Below are 21,218 nucleotides of genomic sequence, written 5' to 3' on the forward strand. Positions count from 1 at the left end.
TGTAAATATTAAAAATTAAGATATTCTAATTCTAATTGTGTCTTGTTGAATTGTAAAATAGTGTCCAAATAATCTACCTGAATCGTAATAGCATTTTCTAAACTCTGAATGTATTGGAAAAAATCAATTTCACCCTGTTTGTAGCTATTATTTCCAACTTTTATAATTTCATCAGATAATTTTTTACCATATTGATTGTAATAATTAATGGCTTCTTGGTATTTAGCTAATTCATTATTTTTTTGAGCTGTATACTGATCGATTTTTAGCTCTTCATTTTGCTTTTGTTGTTCCCAACTTTGTAATTCTAACTGGGCAACTTTCGTTTTAGAAACATTCCCGGAAAATAATATTGGTACAGCCAAGCCAATTTGAAAGCCACGCAGCGATTGAGACAAACCGTTATTTTTTCCTTGAAAATAGTCCACGTTTATATCAGGCAGCCAGTGTTGTTTTTGTAAATTAATTTGATTTTTATAATTTTTAGTAACACTTTCTAAATAAGCAGTATAGTACGATTTACTTATTCCGTTAGTTAAATTATTAATTGGTGTTATTATTTTATTTTTTATTTCAATTTTTTCTTCTGTTTGCACCAAAAATTGCAATAATTCATACTGCGCTTTTTTATCATTCTCAATTTGAATGAGCGTCGTTCTAATTTTTCTAAATTTAGACTGAGCTGTAATTTTCTCCAGATAATTTGTTTCTCCCAATTCAAAACGCCTATCACTAGCTTTAGAAAAATTTTGGTACAAACTATCTAAATAATGGTATAAAACAGCTTGGTTTTGTAAATAAACAATGTGATAATAGAGATTTGAAACTCCAAAAGCCAGTTTGTTTTTTTGAATATCAAAATTGGCTTTTTCTTTATCATATTCAGCTGAATATAGCTTTTTTTGTGCTCCATAAACCGTTGGAAAAGCAAATCTTTGTTGTACTCCAAAGACTTTTAAAGGTTCATTGTTTAAAGCTAAATTATTCTGGTCATAACTGTAATAAATGTTGATTTTGTCAAATGTGTAAGCTGTTTTTATGTTCTCTTTCATTTTGGTCACCTGCAATTGGGCTGATTTCAAACCTTTGTTATTTTCGATTGCTTTAGTGATTAAACTTTCCAATTCTGGTTCATTAGTATTTGAATTTTGAGCAAAAGCCATTGATGAAGCTAACAAAAACAGCATCATATAAGTTGATTTTTTATATTTGAATTTAGGTTTCTTAAATTCTTTTCCGTCAAAAACTTTATACAAAATTGGTAAAACGACCATGGTTAAAATAGTTGCCGTAAACAAACCGCCAATAACTACAGTTGCTAATGGACGTTGCACCTCTGCTCCTGCTGATGAAGAAATAGCCATTGGTAAAAAACCTAATGCTGCTGCGGAAGCGGTCAATAATACCGGACGCAATCTATCGGTTGTTCCTTTTAGAATCAGTTCATCCATATCTTTTATTTCTCCGTTGTGCTTTAATTCTTTAAAATGCTCGACGAGTACAATTCCATTCAGTACCGCAATTCCAAATAGTGCAATGAAACCAACCCCTGCCGAGATGCTAAAAGGTAAATCTCTAATCCATAAGAACAGTATGCCTCCCACAGCTGAAAGCGGTATGGCAGTATAAACCATTAATGCTTCTTTGATGGTTCCAAAAGCAAAATACAAAAGAATAAAAATCAACAACAAGGCAATAGGAACTGCAATCATCAATCGGGCTTTTGCACTTTGAAGATTTTCGAATTGTCCACCATATTTTACAGAGTAACCCACAGGAAGTTTGATTTTTGTGTCAACAATTTTTTGAATATCTGCCACTACACTTTGTAAATCCCGATTTCGAACATTGATACCCACAACAATTCTACGATTGGTATTGTCTCTGGAAATTTTGGCAGGACCTTCTGTGTATTCAATTGATGCTAATTCGCTCAACGGAATTTGTTCTCCGTTTCCGGTTGCAACATATAGATTCCTTAAGTCTTCAATATCAGTACGTTTTGTTTTGTCCAAACGAATAACCATATCAAAACGCTTTTCTCCTTCGAAGACATTTCCAACTATCTTCCCTGCGAAACCAAGCGCAATTGTTTCATTCAAATCGGCAATATTCAAACCATAACGAGCAATTTTGGAACGATCATAAACTACAGCCATCTGAGGTAGTCCTTCTGTCTTTTCGACAATTATATCAGATGCTCCTTCGACATTTTTAATAGCAACTTTAATTTCATGTGCCTTTTGAGCCAAGACATTTAAATCCTCTCCAAATATTTTAATTGCAACATCTGAGCGTGTTCCTGAAATTAATTCGTTGAAACGCATTTCTATGGGTTGCGTAAACTCAATATCCATATTTGGAATTTGTTTTTCAATAGCATTTTTAATCTTGTCTGCCAATTCGTCTTTGCTGGAAGCTGAAACCCATTCTGATTTTGGTTTTAACTTCACAATAACATCACTTTCTTCCATAGACATTGGATCTGTTGGGACTTCCGCAGCACCAATTCTGCTGACTACTTGTTGTACTTCGGGAAAGTTTTTCAGAATTATTTTTTCGATTTTTGTCGTTGTTGCAATGGTTTTTGTCAATGAAGTTCCTATTTTAAGAACGGGCTGAATCACAAAATCACCTTCGTCAAGAGTTGGTACAAATTCCCCACCCATTGTTGTAAATAAAGCGATTGCCAGAAATAATAACCCAATTGCACCATACATTACTTTTTTGGTATTGGCCAAAGCCCAAGTAATTATTGGCACATAAAAGGAGTTTAATTTTTGGATTAATCGGTTTGAAAAGGAATTCGGATTTTCTATTATTGGTTTTAAAAACAACGAAGAAACTACAGGAACATACGTAAAACAAAATATCATGGCGCCAACCAAAGCAAAACTGAACGTCATCGCCATGGGCTTGAACATTTTACCTTCGATTCCTGATAAAGAAAGAATTGGAATAAAAACAATCAGAATAATCAATTGACCAAAAATAGCCGAATTCATCATTTTGGAAGCACTTTTATACGTGATTTGGTCAATTTCCAGCTGACGCTCTTCTTTGGACAAATTTCCGAGATTTGCCGATTTACTAGCAATTTGAAACGCAATAAATTCAACAATAATTACGGCTCCGTCTATAATAATTCCAAAATCAATTGCACCCAAGCTCATCAAATTAGCATCTATCCCAAAAATATTCATCAATGAAATTGCAAAAAGTAAACACAATGGAATTACAGAAGCCACAACCAAACCGGAACGCCAGTTTCCTAACAATAAAACCACTACAAAAATCACAATTAGACATCCTAAAATAAGATTTTCGGCAACCGTAAAAGTAGTTTTCCCTACTAACTCGCCTCTTTCCAAGAAACCGTTAATATAAACACCTTGTGGCAAATGTTTTTGAATTTCTGCAACACGGTCTTTTACATCTGAAATAACTTGTTTTGAGTTACCTCCTTTTAGCATCATGACTTGCCCCAAAACTTTTTCACCTTCTCCATTTCCCGTGATTGCTCCAAAACGATTGGCATTTCCGTAACGAACTTGTGCTAGATTTTTGACATAAATAGGTAAACCATTTACATTCTTAACGACGATATTTTCAATATCCTGAATGGATTTTACCTTACCTTCAGCGCGAATAAAATAGCTTTGATTTATTTTTTCGATATAAGCACCACCAGCGATACTGTTATTTTTTTCTAATGCAGTAAAAATATCACCTGTAGTAATATTCATTGCTTTTAAGCTGGAAGGCAATATGGCAATTTCGTATTGTTTTAGATAACCACCCCAGGTATTTATCTCTACAACGCCTTTAATTCCTGACAATTGTCGTTTCACCACCCAATCCTGAAGTGTTCTTAAATCAGTAACAGAGTATCGATTTTTGAATTCAGGTTTTACTTCCAATGTATATTGATAGATTTCTCCCAATCCTGTCGTAATTGGTCCCATTTCCGGTATTCCAAAACCTTCTGGGATCTTTTCAGTTGCCGCTTTTATTTTCTCTGCGATTAATTGTCTGGGAAGATAAGTCCCTAAATCGTCTTCAAAAACTATGGTGACAACTGACAATCCAAATTTTGAAATAGACCTAATTTCTTTAACTCCAGGTAAATTAGCCATTTCAATTTCAACTGGATACGTAATGAATTGTTCAATGTCTTGTGTAGAAAGGTTACGAGAAGTAGTAATTACCTGAACTTGATTATTGGTAACATCGGGAACGGCACCTATGGAAATTTGGAAAACAGAAAATAATCCGAATAAAAAAACTCCTATAGTAAAGAGTAAAATAATAAGTTTATTTTTTAAACTAAAAGCAATGATTTTCTCCAACATTTTGATCTTATTTTATAATACAAAGATAAGATTTTAGTAGTAATAGTCATCTTAAGAACTGCTTAAGGTCTCCTTAATGAAACCTTAATATCACTTTAGTTCCAATATGCTCTGCACTGGAAATAGCAATGTCAATATTGAGTAAAGTACCTAATCTTCTGACAATTGATAAACCTAAGCCTGTTCCTTTAATTTCAGGATGTTCATTAGATTTAGAACGATAGAATTGATTGAATATTTTAGATAGATCTTCGGCAGCTATACCCATTCCAGAATCGATAATGTGACATTCCAGTTTATTGTCCGTATCCGTTATGATTATAGTCAAAGTTGCTTTTTCATTGGAATACTTCAACGCATTTGCGACTAAATTATTAATTATAATTGATAATAAATAACTATCACTATTCACATAATACTCTTTTGAAAATTCAGTACAAACATGTATGTTTTTAGATTGAATTGCATTGGAATAACGAGAAATTGAGTCCAGAATTAATGCATTCAAATGTACTTTCTCTATTTTCAACGATTGATTTTGATTTTCGAATCTTGCAAGTAAAAGTAATTGGTCTACTAGATGATTCAAAAGATTGACTTCAGTGACACAAAAATTTATTTTCTCTTCATATTCCTCATGATTTCGAGGCTTTCGTATTAAAACTTCCAACGTTCCTTTAATAACCGTCAAAGGGGTTCTTAATTCATGTGAGGCATCCGAAGTGAATTGTTTTTCTCTTTCAACCGCAGTTTCAATTCTATCCAATAAATTATTGATTGTTTGGGACAAAATATATAATTCATCGCGATTGATTGGCAACGGAATTCTGGATTTTAAATTATCCTTTGTAATAATATTAGAGGTTTGAATAATTGAGCTTATAGGTTTTATGCTTCTTCCGGCTATAAAACGGGCAATTAGAAAAAGAGCAATTAGGATTAGTGGGAAAGCAATAATCAGCACTTCAAATAAGTTGTTCAAGACCATCATGGCATCATCTAATGACATTGCCACGATGACATAACCTATAATTTTGCTGTCTTTATATATTGGAACTTGAATTTGTCGAATGGTTGTATTGACCAACTTTGTATCGAATAATTCATTTTTAATAATTTCCGAATGAAATTTTAAGGTACGGTTTTTTAGGTTTGGAGATTTTTCAACTGCATTTCCAATCCCGTCGACAAATTGAACAAAAACAGGATTTACATCTATGGTATTGTGTTCTCTCTCTTTCCATTCCTCCTCGTGAATTAAATGAAAACTATTCCCTTCGATTTCAATTTCTGATAAATGCTTTTGAGATTCGTTTCTTATGTCATAATTTATATGTCCAAAAACACTAAGTTTTACAATGGAATAAATCACAAAAAAAACCACAAAAATCAATAAAGCTGTGGTGATAATATAATTAGAAGCGATTCTGTTTTTAAAAGAAAGTTGTTGCATTTTTTATTTAGTCATTAGCGATATAGCCTACTCCGCGGACGGTTTTAATATAGTCTTCTTCTATTTTTAAATTCAATTTTTTCCGAATGGCATTCATAAAAACATCTATTACCCCGGTGTCATAGTCAAAATGAATATCCCAAACATCCTCAATAATTTGAGTTCTGGTACAAACTTTACCTTTATTTTTTACCAAATAGCACAATAATTCGTATTCCCGATGAGTCAAGGGCACTTCAATACCATTTGCCCAAACACGATGTTGGGAAATATTAATTTCAATCGTCCCAAGGTGTAAAATTTCTTGTTCTTTTTGATTTCTAAAATGAATTTTAATTCGTTCAGTCAATTCGTCAAAACTGAACGGTTTTTTTATATAGTCATTGGCACCAGCTTTCAGTCCTTCTATTGTTTCCTGAATGGTATCTTTTGCTGTTAGAAAAATAATTGGTGAATTGTTATCTTTCAATCGCACTGCTTTACAAAGTTCTAGTCCGGTCATTTTTGGAAGCATCCAATCTAATAATATAAGATCAAATTTTTCTTTTTGAATTAATTCAAATCCTTTCAAACCATCCGTTGCGCAGGTAATTTTATAACCTTCCTCTTCCAATCCTTGTTTCAGGAATTGAACAATGCCAACTTCATCTTCTACAATTAATATATGCATCATTTATTGCGTTATAAATTTAATTCCTAAAGATACAATATTGGCGGTCATACCATCATTTCTAGCGTAATGATTATACCTGAAATCTATGTTTTTTAATCCAAATTTCCAAATTTTAGAACCTAATAAAATATCTAAATAGCTTACACCAAAGCCATATTGACGGGCATTAAATGCTGATAAGTCATAATCTGAAGTGTAATATTTTTCAGTAGAGACATGTTTTTCAAAAGGGGCAAAATAATCGGAAGCTGTTTGTACATAATACCTAAACATTGGGTAAACTGTGAACTTTTGACCTAATTTTATCGGTAATTCAATAGAAGCGGTATGCGCTTGAATACCCCAATTATCTTCATAATATCTATAATACGTCTTGGCAACTACATATTCATTTATATAAAAATTAATTCTTGTACCGATCGGAACTTTAAATCTAGTATTTGGTAATCGTTCAATATCATCAGCAAGTCTATAAACTCCTTTATTTTCTGTCGTTTCGTAAACAGGAATATACTGCGCTTGTCCAATATAATAATTTGATTTATCTGCAAAATAAACTCTTTGGTATGGCGTAGCCAGTAATCCCTCTTGTTTTAGAACATCCACAAATACTGACATTTGAATCCTTTTTGAAAGTATTTGTGAGAAGGATAAGGAAGCCGAATATGAATTCCTGTTTTTGGTATTATAAGTTGTAAAAGCAGTAGGCAAATAACCGTTTGATACATTCCCATTTTGATCTAAAACAGTTACTCCGGAAAAATAACCTTGATTTTGGAAATTACTGCCGTATAATGAATATTCATGCAATTCTGTTGGATAAATTGGTCTCCATTGATCTAAGTAAGCATTTACTTTTAAACCAATCTCTGTATTTTTTTGATTGAATAATTTTGTTAATCCTCCTCCAAAGCCTGCTGAAGTATAATCATATTCATTCGAAAACGAAACATCTCCATTCCATATTGTATTTCTATCATCTGAACTGTGACTGTAATTAGCCACAACGGAGGCTAATTGATCATTTCCGGAAGCTCCTGATGAAGCTTGCCAAGGCGTTCCGTAAGGATTTGTAGCTGCAGTAGCTTTATTATTCCATTGTTTGTCATCTTTCCCACCCCCTCCAGAGGCGCCTGTTGCATTAAACGGGTTGATATTACTTGACGATGCCGAAGTGTAAGCGGAAATTCCAACATCAAAAGTCAAAACATCATCTTCGTTTAATGGAACGGCTACAACAATATTTGAGGCAATATCAGTTAGTTTTTCAGAACCTATTCCACCTGCAACAGGAGAATGCACTCCGTCTTGTTTATAATAACTGAATAAAAAATCAATTTCTGTATTTTCTAAAACTCGCTTTTTAAAAGTTGTTGTAGTATCTTGAGTTTGAGCAATTGCCACCACGTTTATCAACAAAACAATTACGTATACTATTTTTCTCATAACTTATTAATTACAGCCACATCCACCTCCAGTTTTTCCTCCATTTGCACCTGCCGCAGCTTCTCGATAGACTTGAAATGTAGTTTCATATCGTTCTGCAGTTTTTGCACTTAATTTCATATCTGGATCATTAATGTATTGCTTATCGTATTCTTTAACGGCAACACAAGATTGCATCACAAGGATTAAAACAAGAAAAAGCATTATTTTATTCATTTTTATATTTTTTTAAATCAATATTTTTTGACGAAAATATTTTTCCGCTATCATTCACATAAATACAACCTACACCAGGTAATTGATTGACTAAATCTAACCCAACATCAACACCCATTACAAAAATACCTGTTGCTAAAGCATCTGCTAATTCTGTAGTTTTTGCAAATACAGATACACTGATAACTCCTGTTGCCGGATAACCTGTTCTCGTATCAATTATGTGTGAATATCTTATCCCATTAAAAGTTACATATTTCTCATAACTCCCCGAAGTTTCAACCGCACTATCATCTAAAGGAAATGTAGCAAAAATTTTATTTTTATTTAATGGATTTTTAATTCCAACTTTCCATTTTTCGCCATTGGTTTGTTTTCCCCAAGTATTAATGTCTCCTGAAATATTTACTATTCCTGCCACAACACCTTTGGAAGTAAGCAAAAATTTAATTTTATCTGCAATGAATCCTTGTCCAATTCCACCTAAGCCCAATTTCATGCCTTCGAATTTCAAAAATATAGTACTATTCTTGTGGTCTAAGATTATCTTTTTGTATCCCACTTTTGATACCGAATTCTTTATCTCTTCTGGCGTTGGCATTTTAGTCATACTTCCGTCAAATTTCCAAATCTTATCCATAGAAGCATAGCTGATATCAAAAGCACCAGAAGTAAGTTCCGATATTTTTATCGAGCGTGACACTAAATCGAAAACTTCCTGTGGAACTTTAACGGGTTTCATTCCTGCATATTTATTTACCTGTGAAATTGGAGTTGTTGGAATCCAATCTGAAATTAGGTTTTCAATACGAGATACTTCGGCTACAGCCATATCGATATAATAGTCGGCTTCTGGAATATCTTTTGCCACAACGGTCATCTCAAAAGGGCTACCTAACATAGATAAAGTCCTTTTTTGTGTGACCTGAGCAGATGCTAAAGTGGCTGTAAAGAGAAAAGAAATGGCGATAAAAATATTTAATCTCATTGATTTTATTTTAAAAATGATTTAAGAATGTTAACATATTCTTGTGGAGAAACATTTTTATAACCCGTTTTGCCCAGTACTTTTCCATTTTTGTCTACAACAACAACTAATGGAAACATTCCATCCTTGTTATATTTTTCTGCCAAACTTTGGTTTAGTTCTTTTATTTCCGGAGTCAATTGATTTTGTTTTTTCTTTGGAAAATCAGCACGTTCTAATATTAAATTATTTTTTGCAAATTCCATAAAATAAGCCGATTTCCAAATATCTCTGTCTAACTTAATACATGGCCCGCACCAATCTGAACCTGAAAAAACAAGTAAAATATTTTTATTCTGATTAGTTGCTTCCGTTTTTGCAACCTCAAAATTAGTTTTCCATTCTTGCGAATAACCAATGGTTACTATAAAAAGTAACATAGATAACATTATTTTTTTCATTTTTATAATCGTTTATTATGAATATATTTTAAGAGAATTTCCTGTCAAAGAAGTATTCTATTGTTTTAAATTAGTGTTTGCCGGGCCTTGTGTAACCGCTCCCGTACTGCCGAATTGTGCATTATGATTTGGACAAATAAAATTATTTCCTAAAGCGTTGTAATTTACAGTATCCCTTCATGTGTACAGGATGAAGATACAGCAATAAAAGTTCCTGAATTAGTTCTTGTTACTACAATACCTTTTGTGACTAAAAAACTCCCATTTATTGCTAATGAACCCGTACTTACATCAAGTGCAAAATCTACTCCAGTTGGAGGCGGAGTTGTTGTTGCTGATAAGGAATTGTCACTAGAACAACTTAAAGCTAATCCTGCCATGCGAGCAGGCAGTAATGCGGCCGCGACTCCAAACCCTGCTATTGAAAAAAATTCTTTTCTATTCCTATTAATTATTTTTTTATTAATACTATTCTTCTCTGCAAATTAACTCTAAATATAAACGAAAATTGTTAAAACTAAACGTTCTTAAGCCAAAATTAAGAATGGAATACATCTAATCCTTAATGCTTTTATTGTTTCAAATTACTATTTTTGTAAAAAAACAACTCCTAATGACGATTTCAAAAAAGTTCTCTCCATTTTACAATCTTATGCTTTTTTATATTATTGTAAGCATCGTTTTAAGAATAGTATTACTACTGCATCCCATTACCCAAAGTTCATTTGGCTTTATCGATATTGTCAAAATATTCGGTTTTGGATTGATTTCTGATTTTTTCATTTTTGTATTGGTCAGCGGGTTTTTATGGTTGTACCTGATTTTTATTTCGAATTCAAAATACTTTAAACCTTACGGTTACCTATTTTTCGGACTATTAGTTGCATTGTTGTTATATGTTTCCTTTGGTAACACCATTCTTAATGAATATGGAGGCGCTTTACCTACTATTGGAATTGCTTTCATTGCCATAAAAACAATTTTATTTGGATTATTGCTCTTTTTACCAAAATACCGAAGTCAAATTCGATTCTGGTTGTTTTCCTTTGTCATTTTCTTGTACGTCGTTTTAATTTTGCAAAATGGAATCAGCGAATACTTTTTCTGGAATGAATTTGGTGTAAAATACAATTTTATAGCCGTAAATTATTTAGTTTATACCAATGAAGTTATCGGAAATATTATGCAGTCCTACCCTGTTATTCCAATATTTGGTGCATTGTTTATTGTGGCGGGTTTAATAACTTACCTAATTGTTAGAAGATCCAGAAGTTATATTGACAGCATCCCTACTTTTGTACAAAAAATACAATTGTCTGGAATATATCTTCTCCTTTTTGGACTTTCTTTATCCGTAATACCAATTTTAGCGGCTCAGGAAAATTCTCAAAATATTTTTGCCAATGAATTAGAAGCAAACGGAATATATAAATTCTTTTTAGCCTTTAAAAATAGTGAATTAGACTATTTCAAATTCTATAAAACATTACCTGAAAAAGAAGCTTATGCCTTGTTGCGAGAGCAAATTCCTGGAATTTCAGGAGAAAATTCTCTGCACAAAATTCAAAGTGAAGCTACAGAGAATCACAAGAATGTTGTATTAATCACCATCGAAAGTTACAGCGCTGATTTTATGAAAACATACGGAAATGAGCAAAATCTTACTCCGTTCTTGGATAGTTTGGCAACAAAAAGCTTATTGTTTACCAACCTTTATGCAGTAGGGAATCGTACTGTTCGAGGTCTTGAAGCAGTAACTTTGTGTTTTCCTCCAACTGCTGGTGAAAGTGTCGTAAAAAGAGAAGATAATAAGAACAAATTTTCAACAGGAAACATCTTCAAACAAAAAGGCTATAATGTAAAATTCCTTTACGGCGGTGATGCTTTTTTTGATAACATGGAAGATTTCTATACTGGAAACGGTTATGGAATTGTAGATAAAAAAACATTTACTCCTGAAGAAATCACTTTTGCGAATGTATGGGGCGTTTGTGATGAGGATATGTACAACAAAGCAATTAAGGTGATGAATGATGAAGCAAAGCAAAATAAGCCTTTCTTTAACCATATTATGACGGTTAGTAATCACAGACCGTTTACCTATCCAAATAATAAAATTGATATTCCTGGAGATGCAAAATCTCGTGATGGTGGCGTGAAATATACAGATTTTGCCATGAAGAAATTCTTCGAAATGGCGAGTAAACAACCTTGGTTTGCAAATACTGTTTTTGTCATTCTCGCAGATCATTGTGCGTCCAGCGCGGGAAAAACTGAACTTCCGGTTGATAAATACAGAATTCCGGCAATGATTTACAGCCCGGGTTATATTCAACCAAAACAGTACACGAATTTGATGTCTCAGATAGATGTTATGCCTACATTATTTGGATTATTAAATTTTAATTACCAAAGTAAATTCTATGGTCAGGACGTTTTAAAACCAGACTATAAACCCAGAGCTTTAATAGCTACCTATCAGGATTTGGGGTTGATAAAAGATAATGTTTTAACTGTTATTTCACCTAAACAACAAGTAAAACAATTTAAATTGACTTTGAAAAAAGAGCAAAAAACAGCGCCAGATTTTCAAATCTATTACGACCAAATTCCATTGGTAAAGGAAAGAACCGATTTAGTAAAACAAACTATTTCGTATTATCAAACGGCTTCGGATATGCTAAAGAAAAAGAAATATCAGAATGTAAACTAAATAAAAATGGGTGAGATATTAGTCTCACCCGTTTTTATTTATAATAATTGCTGAAAATAATTTATTCTTTTTCGCTTTCTAAACCAAAAAGATCTCCTTTTTTAAATGATTTTAAATCCTGTTTTAGTCCTTTTCTATTGCGTTTTGTAAGTGCCGCATTATCAAGGTTACTTAAATCCGGTTTTCCAGCATTTACCCAAGCAGTGTACCAAAAACTAGCGGTTGCAGTAATCGCTTTTTTCATTTGTTTTTCAACCATGCCGTCTAAAGCTGTGTGAAGTTTCCCTGCATATTCATCTGAATATAAAACACCACCATATTTGTTCTTTACAATCTTCCCAGCTTCGTCCATGACATACATTTTATTTTCAGGAGTTGCAGTTCTTAATTTTCTGTCAATAGCCAATAATGGTTCCACTAAACTATGAGTGTCTAAAATAATATCCCATGTTGCTTGATCTACATTTTCAATATATTTACCTTCCTCTACATTGAATTTATAATCTTTTACAAATAATTCAGGCAAACGGCTTTCCCATAAAGAATGAATTCCTTTTTGATTAGTATTTTGACCATCATGATTGTCTGAAGTATGTAATGGCATATGTGCATCGGCTATATAATGTCCTAGGTCAGCAGCAATGAATAAAATTTCTGTTTTTCTTTTTTCTTTGAAAGCCTTCGTCAATTTGCCCATCATTTCCTGAATGTACCAAGGTAATGTTCCGTTTTTCGACAAGAATTTCTCATCATATTTTTTCTTGGCAGCTTCCATAGTTTTAGGAAAACTGTCTTTAGCACCAAAATTCTCCATGTCAAAATAATGACGAGGACCTTCCGATTTGTCACTTAAAACAGATTTTCTTAAATCTGGAACAGTTGATTCCTGCGTAATAAAATCAATATGATTATAAAAAAAAGTCTGTAATGGTTTTGGGAGCGCCATTACTGCAGCATTGTTGATTCGTTCATGTCCGACAATACCCCATGATAAAAGAAAAAAAGTAATGCTTATTACAGATAACGCAATAAGTGTAGGTCTAATTTTAAAATTTTTCATTAAATTTATTTTTTTTGAAGGACAAATGTATTTCTTTAAATCGTTATTAAAAAAAATCTAGTTTAAGATTCTGTTAATTTTAAAAAAAAAATCTATCTAAATGTTTCGCCATCAAGGAAAAAACAGAACTTTTATTCATAATTTACGTTTGGCCACATTATTGTCATTTGTGGCGGGAATTGTAAATGTCACAGGAGTTTTATCGATAAAAACTTTGACAACGAATGTCACAGGTCATTTTGCCTATTTTGCTGAAGAGGTTATGAAGCATCATTATTCCGCTGCAATTACTTTTTTTATTTTTACAATTTTCTTTCTAATCGGTTCTTTTGTATCCAATTTTTTAGCCGAATTAATTTCGAAAAAACATCCAAATTTATCCCATGTTATTCCCATTACCTTAGAAATAATTGTTTTGATTGGTGTTGGGATTTTCGGAGGACAATCGGAATTATCTTCGTTTGAAGGCAAATGGATTGCTTTTTCTCTGCTTTTTGCCATGGGAATTCAAAATTCATTGGTAACAAAAATTTCGCAATCAACGGTCAGAACTACCCATTTGACAGGACTTTTTACTGATTTAGGAATAGAACTGTCCCAACTTTTTTTCTATAAAAAACCGGAAGAAACAAAAAAATTAAAGATCAGTATTTATCTAAGATTATCGATTATAATTTTCTTCTTTCTAGGATGCTTTTCGGGAGGTTTTATGTATATTTTCTTGGAAATGAAAACACTTTTTGTATCCGCGTTCTTTCTTTTGGTGGCACTTTTATATGATTACATCAGACTTCAATTTCATGTTATTAAAAGAAAAACCTTTCATCATAAAACTAATTGAAATAAATTATTGCCGAAAGAGTGCCAATTGCGATGAAAATCCAAAGTGAAATACCTTGCAATAAAGGTTTGAAACCAACCGATTTTAATGCATTTAGATTCAAGCCTGCACCAATTAAAAACAAAGTTACCGTAAGGCCTATTTTAGCAATTGATACTAAATGCGGCGCTATTATGGCAGTTTGAGGTGTGTAAGTATTCATAATCATGGCCAAAATAAACAGTCCTATAAAATATGGGATTTTGATTTTACTGGATTTATTTTTAAAAATAACTGAAGTGATTAAAGCAACTGGAATTATCCATAAAGCTCTGGCTAATTTTACTGTAGTTGCTATTTGTAAAGCTTGAGCACCATATTTATTAGCAGCGCCAACAACAGAACTGGTGTCGTGAATAGCTATGGCACACCATAATCCAAATTCTTTTTGCGATAAATTCAATGCATGACCTACAGCAGGAAACAAAAATAGTGCAACCGAATTCAGAATAAAAATAACTCCCAAAGCAACTGATGTTTGCTTTTCATCTGATTGAATTATCGGTGCAATTGCAGCAATAGCACTTCCTCCACAAATAGCAGTTCCACAAGAAATTAAATGGGAAGTTTTCTTTTCGATGTTAAACCACCTGCCAAGAAAAGTTCCTAAAATTAAAGTACTAAAAATAGATGCGACTGTAAATAGAAATCCTTCCTTTCCCGCTGATAAAGTGGTAGTGATATTCATACCAAAACCTAACCCAACAACCGAAATTTGCAGCAATATATTCGTTGCTTTATGGTTGAGATGTATAAAAGGATGCCCCGAAAGATTTGCTAAAACTAAACCTAAAAATAAAGCAATTGGTGGGGAAATAAATGAAGTCATACAAACCAATAACAAAACAGCAAAAATGATTTGTTGCAATGTTGGATTGATTTTTAATAAGTTAAAGCTGGAATATTGATTCGTTTCCAAAGTAAAGCAGTTGAATTATTATTTTACAAAGGTGTATAGATAATTCAATAGTTACCAATTGTATAACATAATGCCTTATAACTTTAAATTATAGTAACTGGAGATATTTTTAATGAACAATTCTGAAAGTGAATCTGTTTTTCCTTGCAATGTAATGATATAAAAAAAACGTTCAATCATTAAGTTTTTGACATCAATAACTGTCAATTCATTGTTTTTTAGTTCTTTGTTTACGGCGTGAATGGAAATAAAAGCAACACAAGTAGAATTCATCAGATATGATTTTATACTTTCGGTGCTTCCTAACTGCATTTCAACAGTTAGTTGAGAAAGCTTAATTTCAAAAGGTTTCAAAGCATATTCGATAACTTCCAGTGTTCCTGAACCTTGTTCTCGCGTCAGAAATCGCATGTTTTTAAAATCTTCTTTTGTAATTTCCTCTTTGTTAACTAATGGATTTTTACTATTGCAAACTAGCACTAATTCATCTTTTAAAAATTTGGTATATTTAATAGATTGATTTTTAGATTGCCCTTCTACAATTCCTATTTCAATTTCTTTGTTCAATAAGGCGCTCTCAATTTGTTCTGTATTACCATTGAGCAAATTAACCTTGATATCCTTCATTTTTTGATGGAAAAGGGCCAAAAGTGGTGGAATAATATATTGCGAAATCGTCGTGCTGGCTCCCAATCGTAACGTTCCCTGCTGTTGATTAATTAGCGTACTTAAATCGAAATCTATTTCACGATAAATTTCAAATATATTTTTAGTATGTGTTAACAGCAATTCACCTGCTTTTGTAAGCGAAATTTTGGAACCATTTCTATCAAAAAGTTTAATTTTATATTGTTCTTCTAATTCTTGAATGTGCTTGGAAACGGCAGGTTGCGTAATAAACAATTCCGTTGCCGCTTTTGTAAAACTCAATCTGTTGGCAACAGTGTAGAATACTTTCAGTCTAAAATCCATGCTTCCGTTTTTATTTGGGTAACGTATTACAACAATCCATTATATTTTCTAACAAACCATTCCGTTGCAAGAAGAATGGAAATCAAAACTAACAACCAAACCCAATCAATTAAAGGCATTTTGGTCATGTTATTTTTTTGAATTGATTTGTACTCCTCATTTTCTAAAAGCGATTTTATCAAAACATCTGCCTGGTCGGGATAATACTCTTTTCCATGAGTTTCCAATGCTAATTGAGATAATTTTTCTACATCGGGATTTACAAATTGTTTTTCAATATCAAAATCCAAAATTTCAAAATGACTGGAATAGGTGGTTTTTGAATTTAACTCTTTTACAGAAAAATTATAACTTCCTGCAGAAAGTCCGTCAAGATTGACGGTATAAGAATTATTTCCCTTTAATAAATCGTAGTTTTTAGTTTGCTTGGTTTTAGTATTGGTAACGGCAATTGTCAATCTTGCTTTCTCGTCAAATTCATAATTTTTATTAAAATACTGTGCGGAAATTTCAATTGCTTCTCCTGAATTATAAAAACTTTCGTGTTCTACAACCAATGACTTTTTGGAGTTATTGGAAGCCAAAAACTGAATAATCTTATCGATAAAAATATCAAATTTTGCAAACGACTGATTATCGATATGACTTTGTAACCGCCATTTCCAGCTATTTTCACCTAATAGAAAAGCAGTACGTTTTCCTTGATTCTCCGTAAAAGCGAGTAATGGAGCATTCGTTTCTATATTTCTGATTTTTGACGATAGTAAGACTGATACATTACCATTAGCAGTTACAGTTCCAAAAGGATTTTGCAGCGGTGGGAAATTTTCAAAACCAATATTATCAATCGCAAAAAGATTAAACTGAGAACTAAATACCGACAAATAATCTTCTTTTTGTCCACTCAATTTAAATGTTAAACTGCTTTGGTTTTCATTCAAAAAATTGAAATCGGTATTGTTTCCAGTAATAATAAAAGTATTGATTCCCGCTAATTTAGCGGTGTCAAAGACCGACTTAAATTCGATAGTTGGCTGGTATAAAATCAAAACATTATAATCTTGTAATGACCTGATATCGTTTGGCTTAACAATAGTAACTTTACGTTGTGCATTACTTTCTATGCCACGTTTCAAAGCAGCAACATCAGGATGATTTATAGCTGAAACTATGGCCACATTTGTCTTTTGATCAATAACTTCTACAGCAAAATTCTTGGTATTATTGAAGCTGTTTTTTTCATTTTCTCTGGATGTAATACTAGCTTTAAAAACTTGTAAACCTACTTTATTGGCTGGCAAGAGTATATTTAGTATTGCCGTTTTTTTCGAAGGAGAAAATAAAATTTGTTGTTTGCTTACTACTGAATTTCCTTGCGTAATATTAAAATCAGCAGAGACACTTTTAGTTCCTGAATACTGTAAAAAAACTTCTATCGGGAATTTATTTTTATAGAAAGCATATTTATTAACGTTCAGTTGATTGATTTTTAAATCAAATAATTTTGTGGTATCACCTAATATTATGGGATAAACTTTATTAGCCGCATCAAAACTATATACATAATCATTTCCCGAAGTCTGATTTCCATCAGTAATAATAACTGTAGGGAAGATTACATTTCGATTGATACTCTTTAAATTTTTGGCAATAACTTCAAGGTTCGTTTGCGTTCCTTTAAAATTAAACGTGGAAGCTGGCTCAAAATCAGTATCAAATTGATAGGATTGCAAGTCAAACTTATCTCGGATTGCCCCATTTGAGCTAATTTTTTTATACAATTCCAATGCTTTTTCTTTAGCATTCAAAAAAGTAACAGAACTGGAATTGTCAACAACAATTGCCAAAGGCGTTTTTACAATTTCTAAGGTGTTTTTAGTAATTATTGGGTTTATGAGCAATAATAAAATCAAAAATAAAGAGGCAAAACGTAAAAATGCCAAAAACAAATTGACTTTCGATTTGTTTTTGACATTGTATAAATATTGGTAAAATGACAAACCGCCTGCTACAACTAATGAAAGTATAATCAATAAAATAGTTGCTGTTGTCATATACCAGAATTAAAAGATTGAATAATTTAAGAATTTAAAAACAAATATTCAATAAATAATTTTTAAATCATGAAATTATACTAAGTAAGCATTCCTCCACAAACGTTCATAACCTGACCGGTTATATATGCACTCATATCAGAAGCAAAGAAAAGACAAGCATTTGCAACATCTTCAGTAGTTCCACCACGTTTCAATGGAATTCCGTCTCTCCAACCTTGAACCACATCATCACTTAATTTAGCCGTCATTTCAGTTTCAATAAATCCTGGTGCAATTGCGTTGCAACGAATATTACGAGAACCTAGTTCTAACGCTACTGATTTTGTAAATCCAATAACACCTGCTTTTGAAGCCGCATAATTCGTTTGACCCGCATTACCCTTCACTCCTACTACAGAACTCATATTAATAATAGATCCTGAACGTTGTTTCAAGAAAGTGCGTTGAATCGCTTTGGTCATATTAAAAACAGATTTTAAATTGACATCAATTACTTGGTCAAAATCGGCTTCAGACATACGCATCAATAAATTATCTTTGGTAATTCCAGCGTTATTAATCAAAACATCAACAGTTCCAAATTCGGCAATTACTGCATCAACCATAGTTTGCGCCTCGTTAAAATCAGCAGCGTTTGATTGATATCCTTTGGCTTTAATTCCAAGTGCGTTCAATTCACTCTCCAGAACCAAAGCTGATTCAACGGATGAACTGTACGTAAAAGCAACATTTGCACCATTTTTCGCAAAAATCTCTGCAATTCCTTTACCAATTCCGCGACTTGCTCCAGTAATTATGACAACCTTTCCTTCTAGTAATTTCATGTTCTAAAATTAATTTAATTTTTATTTGAAGCTATTCCTGCTATCCGTTTCAATCTTTTATGTTTTATGAAAAACATAAAAGGATTTCCACTACTATCAGGGCTATTTTCCACCCGTCAAATATAGGAATAATTGTGGTTTGAAAAAAAATTACAAACCAATAACATCAATAAAAGTCAATTAATACCTATCTTTTTTTTTACAAAAAAAAGCCTTACCGAAGTAAAGCTTTTTTAATATTATATTTTAAAATTTTTGAGATGTACTAAAAAGCTACATTCCATTTTGGCAATTTTCCATTTTCGTCAAGAAAGTTTTGTAAAATTTGTCCTTCAACAAATGTTGGAATTACTTTAGTACTATCATTGAATGTCTCATACCAAACTACTTCAAGTGTACTAATGTCTTCGATTTTCATTTGTGCTGGCCAAGAATATTTTCTTCCAGTTTTTGCAAATTGGTGTCCTTCAACAATTTTGTCCTTAAGACCACCATTTTTAATTTTCAAAGTTCCGTCATTCTGAACAGTTCCAGTAGAACCAACCATAATTAACTCTTTCTCATCTCCTATTGAATAAACTAAAAATACTCCAGATCCTTCTGAAGCATTACAAACTTCTTCTAAACTATCGTCTGTAGTAAATGAAAACTGATTGGTAACTTTGAATTTTTTTAACTCTTTGTACATACTATTTTATTTTTATTTGAATTGGCTTTAAAAAAAAATTACCTCACAAAATCATGAGGATCACTGAAAACCATTCGTTTACGTTTGCTTTTACTATTATTAAATGGATAAACCAAAGAATTTTAATAAAGTGCAAAGATATTTCTTTAATTCAATTTATAATAAAAAAGCCCCACAAATTGTGAGGCTTTTAAAATATTTAATTAGAGTTTAGATTAACCTAAAACTTCTTTCACTTTTTTACCAATTTCAGCTGGAGAATCCACAACGTGTATTCCACATTCTCTCATAATTTGTTTTTTAGCTTCAGCAGTATCATCAGATCCACCAACGATAGCACCTGCATGTCCCATTGTACGTCCTGCTGGAGCGGTAACTCCTGCAATAAATCCTACAACTGGTTTACGATTACCATCAGCTTTAATCCAATGAGCAGCATCCGCTTCTAATTGTCCACCAATTTCACCTATCATTACGATACATTCTGTTTCTGGGTCATTCATCAATAATTCTACCGCTTCTTTTGTAGTAGTTCCAATGATTGGATCTCCTCCAATACCAATTGCTGTAGTAATTCCTAAACCTTGTTTTACCACTTGGTCAGCAGCTTCGTACGTTAGTGTTCCAGATTTAGAAACAATACCTACAGTTCCTTTTTTGAAAACAAATCCTGGCATAATTCCAACTTTAGCTTCACCTGGAGTAATTATTCCTGGGCAGTTAGGTCCTATTAATCTGGCATTTCTTTCTTTAACATAGCTATTCGCTTTAATCATATCAGCAACAGGAATTCCCTCAGTGATAGCGATAATTACTTTAATACCTGCATCAGCAGCTTCCATAATTGCATCAGCAGCAAAAGCTGGCGGAACAAAAATGATAGTAGTGTCTGCTCCTACTTGTTCAACAGCGTCTTTTACCGTATTGAAAACTGGTCTGTCTAAGTGCGTTGTTCCTCCTTTTCCCGGAGTTACACCACCAACAACATTTGTACCGTATTCAATCATTTGAGAAGCGTGGAAAGTTCCTTCGCTTCCTGTAAATCCTTGAACAATTATTTTGGAATCTTTATTAACTAAAACACTCATGATATATATTTTATGTAGTTTTTAAAATTGTGTAGCAAAAGTAAGGCTTTCGAAATTATTTCCGAGTCTTTTTTTGTCAAAATAAATTATGATAATTGGCTCATTTGATACCCTCTGAACAATTTATTGTCTTTTATTTGCCATATCGCCATAAAATGAGCTAATAGCATTTCTTCTCTTGGGTTTTCAATTGTTTTTACAAAATGCGAATACCGCACTGAAATCGTATCATTTTCTGCAATTATTTGGCTTATTCTTATTTTAGATCGAACATAAGCTTTACTTAAATCATGAGATAAATTCAGTAATGAATCATAGTTCAGTTGTAAAAATCCCTTACTGCTATTCCAATCTAAAAGAACATCAGGATGCAAAAATTCTTTCATGACATCGCTATCAATCAGTGCATCTGATTTATAAAATTTTTGAACAATTTCTTTAGCAGACAT

Annotated in this window: 19 protein-coding genes; 3 read left to right on the top strand and 16 right to left on the bottom strand. The window is 32.4% G+C overall.

All coding sequences use genetic code 11. The features are described 5' to 3' along the window. Positions 1 to 8 precede the first annotated feature (8 nt). The 8 genes from C4S35_RS06930 to C4S35_RS16335 form a co-directional block, all read right to left on the bottom strand. The gene (locus C4S35_RS06930; RefSeq protein WP_103999485.1) at positions 9 to 4,352 is read right to left on the bottom strand and encodes a CusA/CzcA family heavy metal efflux RND transporter; all 4,344 of its coding nucleotides are present in this window, start codon (positions 4,350 to 4,352) and stop codon (positions 9 to 11) included. A gap of 73 nt (positions 4,353 to 4,425) precedes the next feature. Then, complete coding sequence (locus C4S35_RS06935) at positions 4,426 to 5,805, bottom strand: sensor histidine kinase (protein WP_103999486.1); 1,380 nt, start codon at positions 5,803 to 5,805, stop codon at positions 4,426 to 4,428. Between the two features lie 7 nt (positions 5,806 to 5,812). Continuing rightward, the gene (locus C4S35_RS06940; protein ID WP_103999572.1) at positions 5,813 to 6,475 is read right to left on the bottom strand and encodes a response regulator transcription factor; all 663 of its coding nucleotides are present in this window, start codon (positions 6,473 to 6,475) and stop codon (positions 5,813 to 5,815) included. A 3-nt stretch (positions 6,476 to 6,478) separates the two neighbouring features. Further along, positions 6,479 to 7,924: a DUF3570 domain-containing protein gene (locus tag C4S35_RS06945; RefSeq protein ID WP_103999487.1), complete on the bottom strand. Its 1,446-nt coding sequence runs from the start codon at positions 7,922 to 7,924 to the stop codon at positions 6,479 to 6,481. A 6-nt stretch (positions 7,925 to 7,930) separates the two neighbouring features. Next, on the bottom strand, positions 7,931 to 8,140 hold the full coding sequence (locus C4S35_RS06950; RefSeq protein WP_103999488.1) for a DUF4266 domain-containing protein: 210 nt from the start codon (positions 8,138 to 8,140) through the stop codon (positions 7,931 to 7,933). Further along, a complete protein-coding gene (locus C4S35_RS06955) occupies positions 8,133 to 9,128 on the bottom strand; it encodes an FAD:protein FMN transferase (RefSeq protein ID WP_103999489.1) in 996 nt (331 codons plus the stop codon). The genes C4S35_RS06950 and C4S35_RS06955 overlap by 8 nt, the downstream gene beginning before the upstream one ends. 5 nt (positions 9,129 to 9,133) lie before the next feature. Next, positions 9,134 to 9,568 carry a thioredoxin family protein gene (locus tag C4S35_RS06960; protein WP_103999490.1) on the bottom strand — a complete coding sequence of 145 codons (435 nt, stop codon included), beginning with the start codon at positions 9,566 to 9,568 and terminating at the stop codon, positions 9,134 to 9,136. A 57-nt stretch (positions 9,569 to 9,625) separates the two neighbouring features. Then, positions 9,626 to 9,706 carry a Rieske 2Fe-2S domain-containing protein gene (locus tag C4S35_RS16335; protein WP_103999573.1) on the bottom strand — a complete coding sequence of 27 codons (81 nt, stop codon included), beginning with the start codon at positions 9,704 to 9,706 and terminating at the stop codon, positions 9,626 to 9,628. Positions 9,707 to 9,814: 108 nt separating this feature from the next. Between C4S35_RS16335 and C4S35_RS15490 the strand changes: the two genes are divergently transcribed. Both C4S35_RS15490 and C4S35_RS06975 read left to right on the top strand, forming a co-directional pair. Next, entirely contained in the window at positions 9,815 to 10,057 is a 243-nt protein-coding gene (locus C4S35_RS15490) for a hypothetical protein (protein WP_146059526.1), read from the top strand. Positions 10,058 to 10,181: 124 nt separating this feature from the next. Then, positions 10,182 to 12,281, top strand: coding sequence for an LTA synthase family protein (locus C4S35_RS06975; RefSeq protein ID WP_103999492.1), 2,100 nt, complete (start codon positions 10,182 to 10,184; stop codon positions 12,279 to 12,281). 61 nt (positions 12,282 to 12,342) lie between these two features. Here C4S35_RS06975 and C4S35_RS06980 read toward each other — a convergent pair whose 3' ends face one another. Beyond that, positions 12,343 to 13,341, bottom strand: coding sequence for a zinc dependent phospholipase C family protein (locus C4S35_RS06980; protein ID WP_103999493.1), 999 nt, complete (start codon positions 13,339 to 13,341; stop codon positions 12,343 to 12,345). Between the two features lie 100 nt (positions 13,342 to 13,441). Between C4S35_RS06980 and C4S35_RS06985 the strand changes: the two genes are divergently transcribed. Further along, the gene (locus C4S35_RS06985) at positions 13,442 to 14,182 is read left to right on the top strand and encodes a YoaK family protein (RefSeq protein ID WP_103999494.1); all 741 of its coding nucleotides are present in this window, start codon (positions 13,442 to 13,444) and stop codon (positions 14,180 to 14,182) included. Here the strand turns inward: C4S35_RS06985 and C4S35_RS06990 are convergent. From C4S35_RS06990 to C4S35_RS07020, 7 genes are all read right to left on the bottom strand, one after another. Continuing rightward, positions 14,175 to 15,140, bottom strand: a complete 966-nt coding sequence (locus tag C4S35_RS06990; protein WP_103999495.1) for a YeiH family protein — start codon at positions 15,138 to 15,140, stop codon at positions 14,175 to 14,177. The genes C4S35_RS06985 and C4S35_RS06990 overlap by 8 nt on opposite strands. Positions 15,141 to 15,215: 75 nt before the next feature. Next, complete coding sequence (locus C4S35_RS06995) at positions 15,216 to 16,112, bottom strand: LysR family transcriptional regulator (RefSeq protein WP_103999496.1); 897 nt, start codon at positions 16,110 to 16,112, stop codon at positions 15,216 to 15,218. Positions 16,113 to 16,138: 26 nt separating this feature from the next. Beyond that, positions 16,139 to 18,166: a hypothetical protein gene (locus C4S35_RS07000; RefSeq protein ID WP_103999497.1), complete on the bottom strand. Its 2,028-nt coding sequence runs from the start codon at positions 18,164 to 18,166 to the stop codon at positions 16,139 to 16,141. An 80-nt stretch (positions 18,167 to 18,246) separates the two neighbouring features. Next, the gene (gene fabG / locus C4S35_RS07005) at positions 18,247 to 18,993 is read right to left on the bottom strand and encodes a 3-oxoacyl-[acyl-carrier-protein] reductase (RefSeq protein WP_103999498.1); all 747 of its coding nucleotides are present in this window, start codon (positions 18,991 to 18,993) and stop codon (positions 18,247 to 18,249) included. A gap of 265 nt (positions 18,994 to 19,258) precedes the next feature. Further along, positions 19,259 to 19,681, bottom strand: a complete 423-nt coding sequence (locus tag C4S35_RS07010; RefSeq protein WP_103999499.1) for a hypothetical protein — start codon at positions 19,679 to 19,681, stop codon at positions 19,259 to 19,261. 215 nt (positions 19,682 to 19,896) lie between these two features. Then, positions 19,897 to 20,769, bottom strand: a complete 873-nt coding sequence (gene sucD / locus C4S35_RS07015; RefSeq protein WP_103999500.1) for a succinate--CoA ligase subunit alpha — start codon at positions 20,767 to 20,769, stop codon at positions 19,897 to 19,899. An 86-nt stretch (positions 20,770 to 20,855) separates the two neighbouring features. Next, on the bottom strand, positions 20,856 to 21,218 hold the full coding sequence (locus C4S35_RS07020) for a nuclear transport factor 2-like protein (protein WP_103999501.1): 363 nt from the start codon (positions 21,216 to 21,218) through the stop codon (positions 20,856 to 20,858).

This window comes from Flavobacterium urumqiense (genome assembly GCF_900108015.1).
Taxonomy (GTDB): domain Bacteria; phylum Bacteroidota; class Bacteroidia; order Flavobacteriales; family Flavobacteriaceae; genus Flavobacterium; species Flavobacterium urumqiense.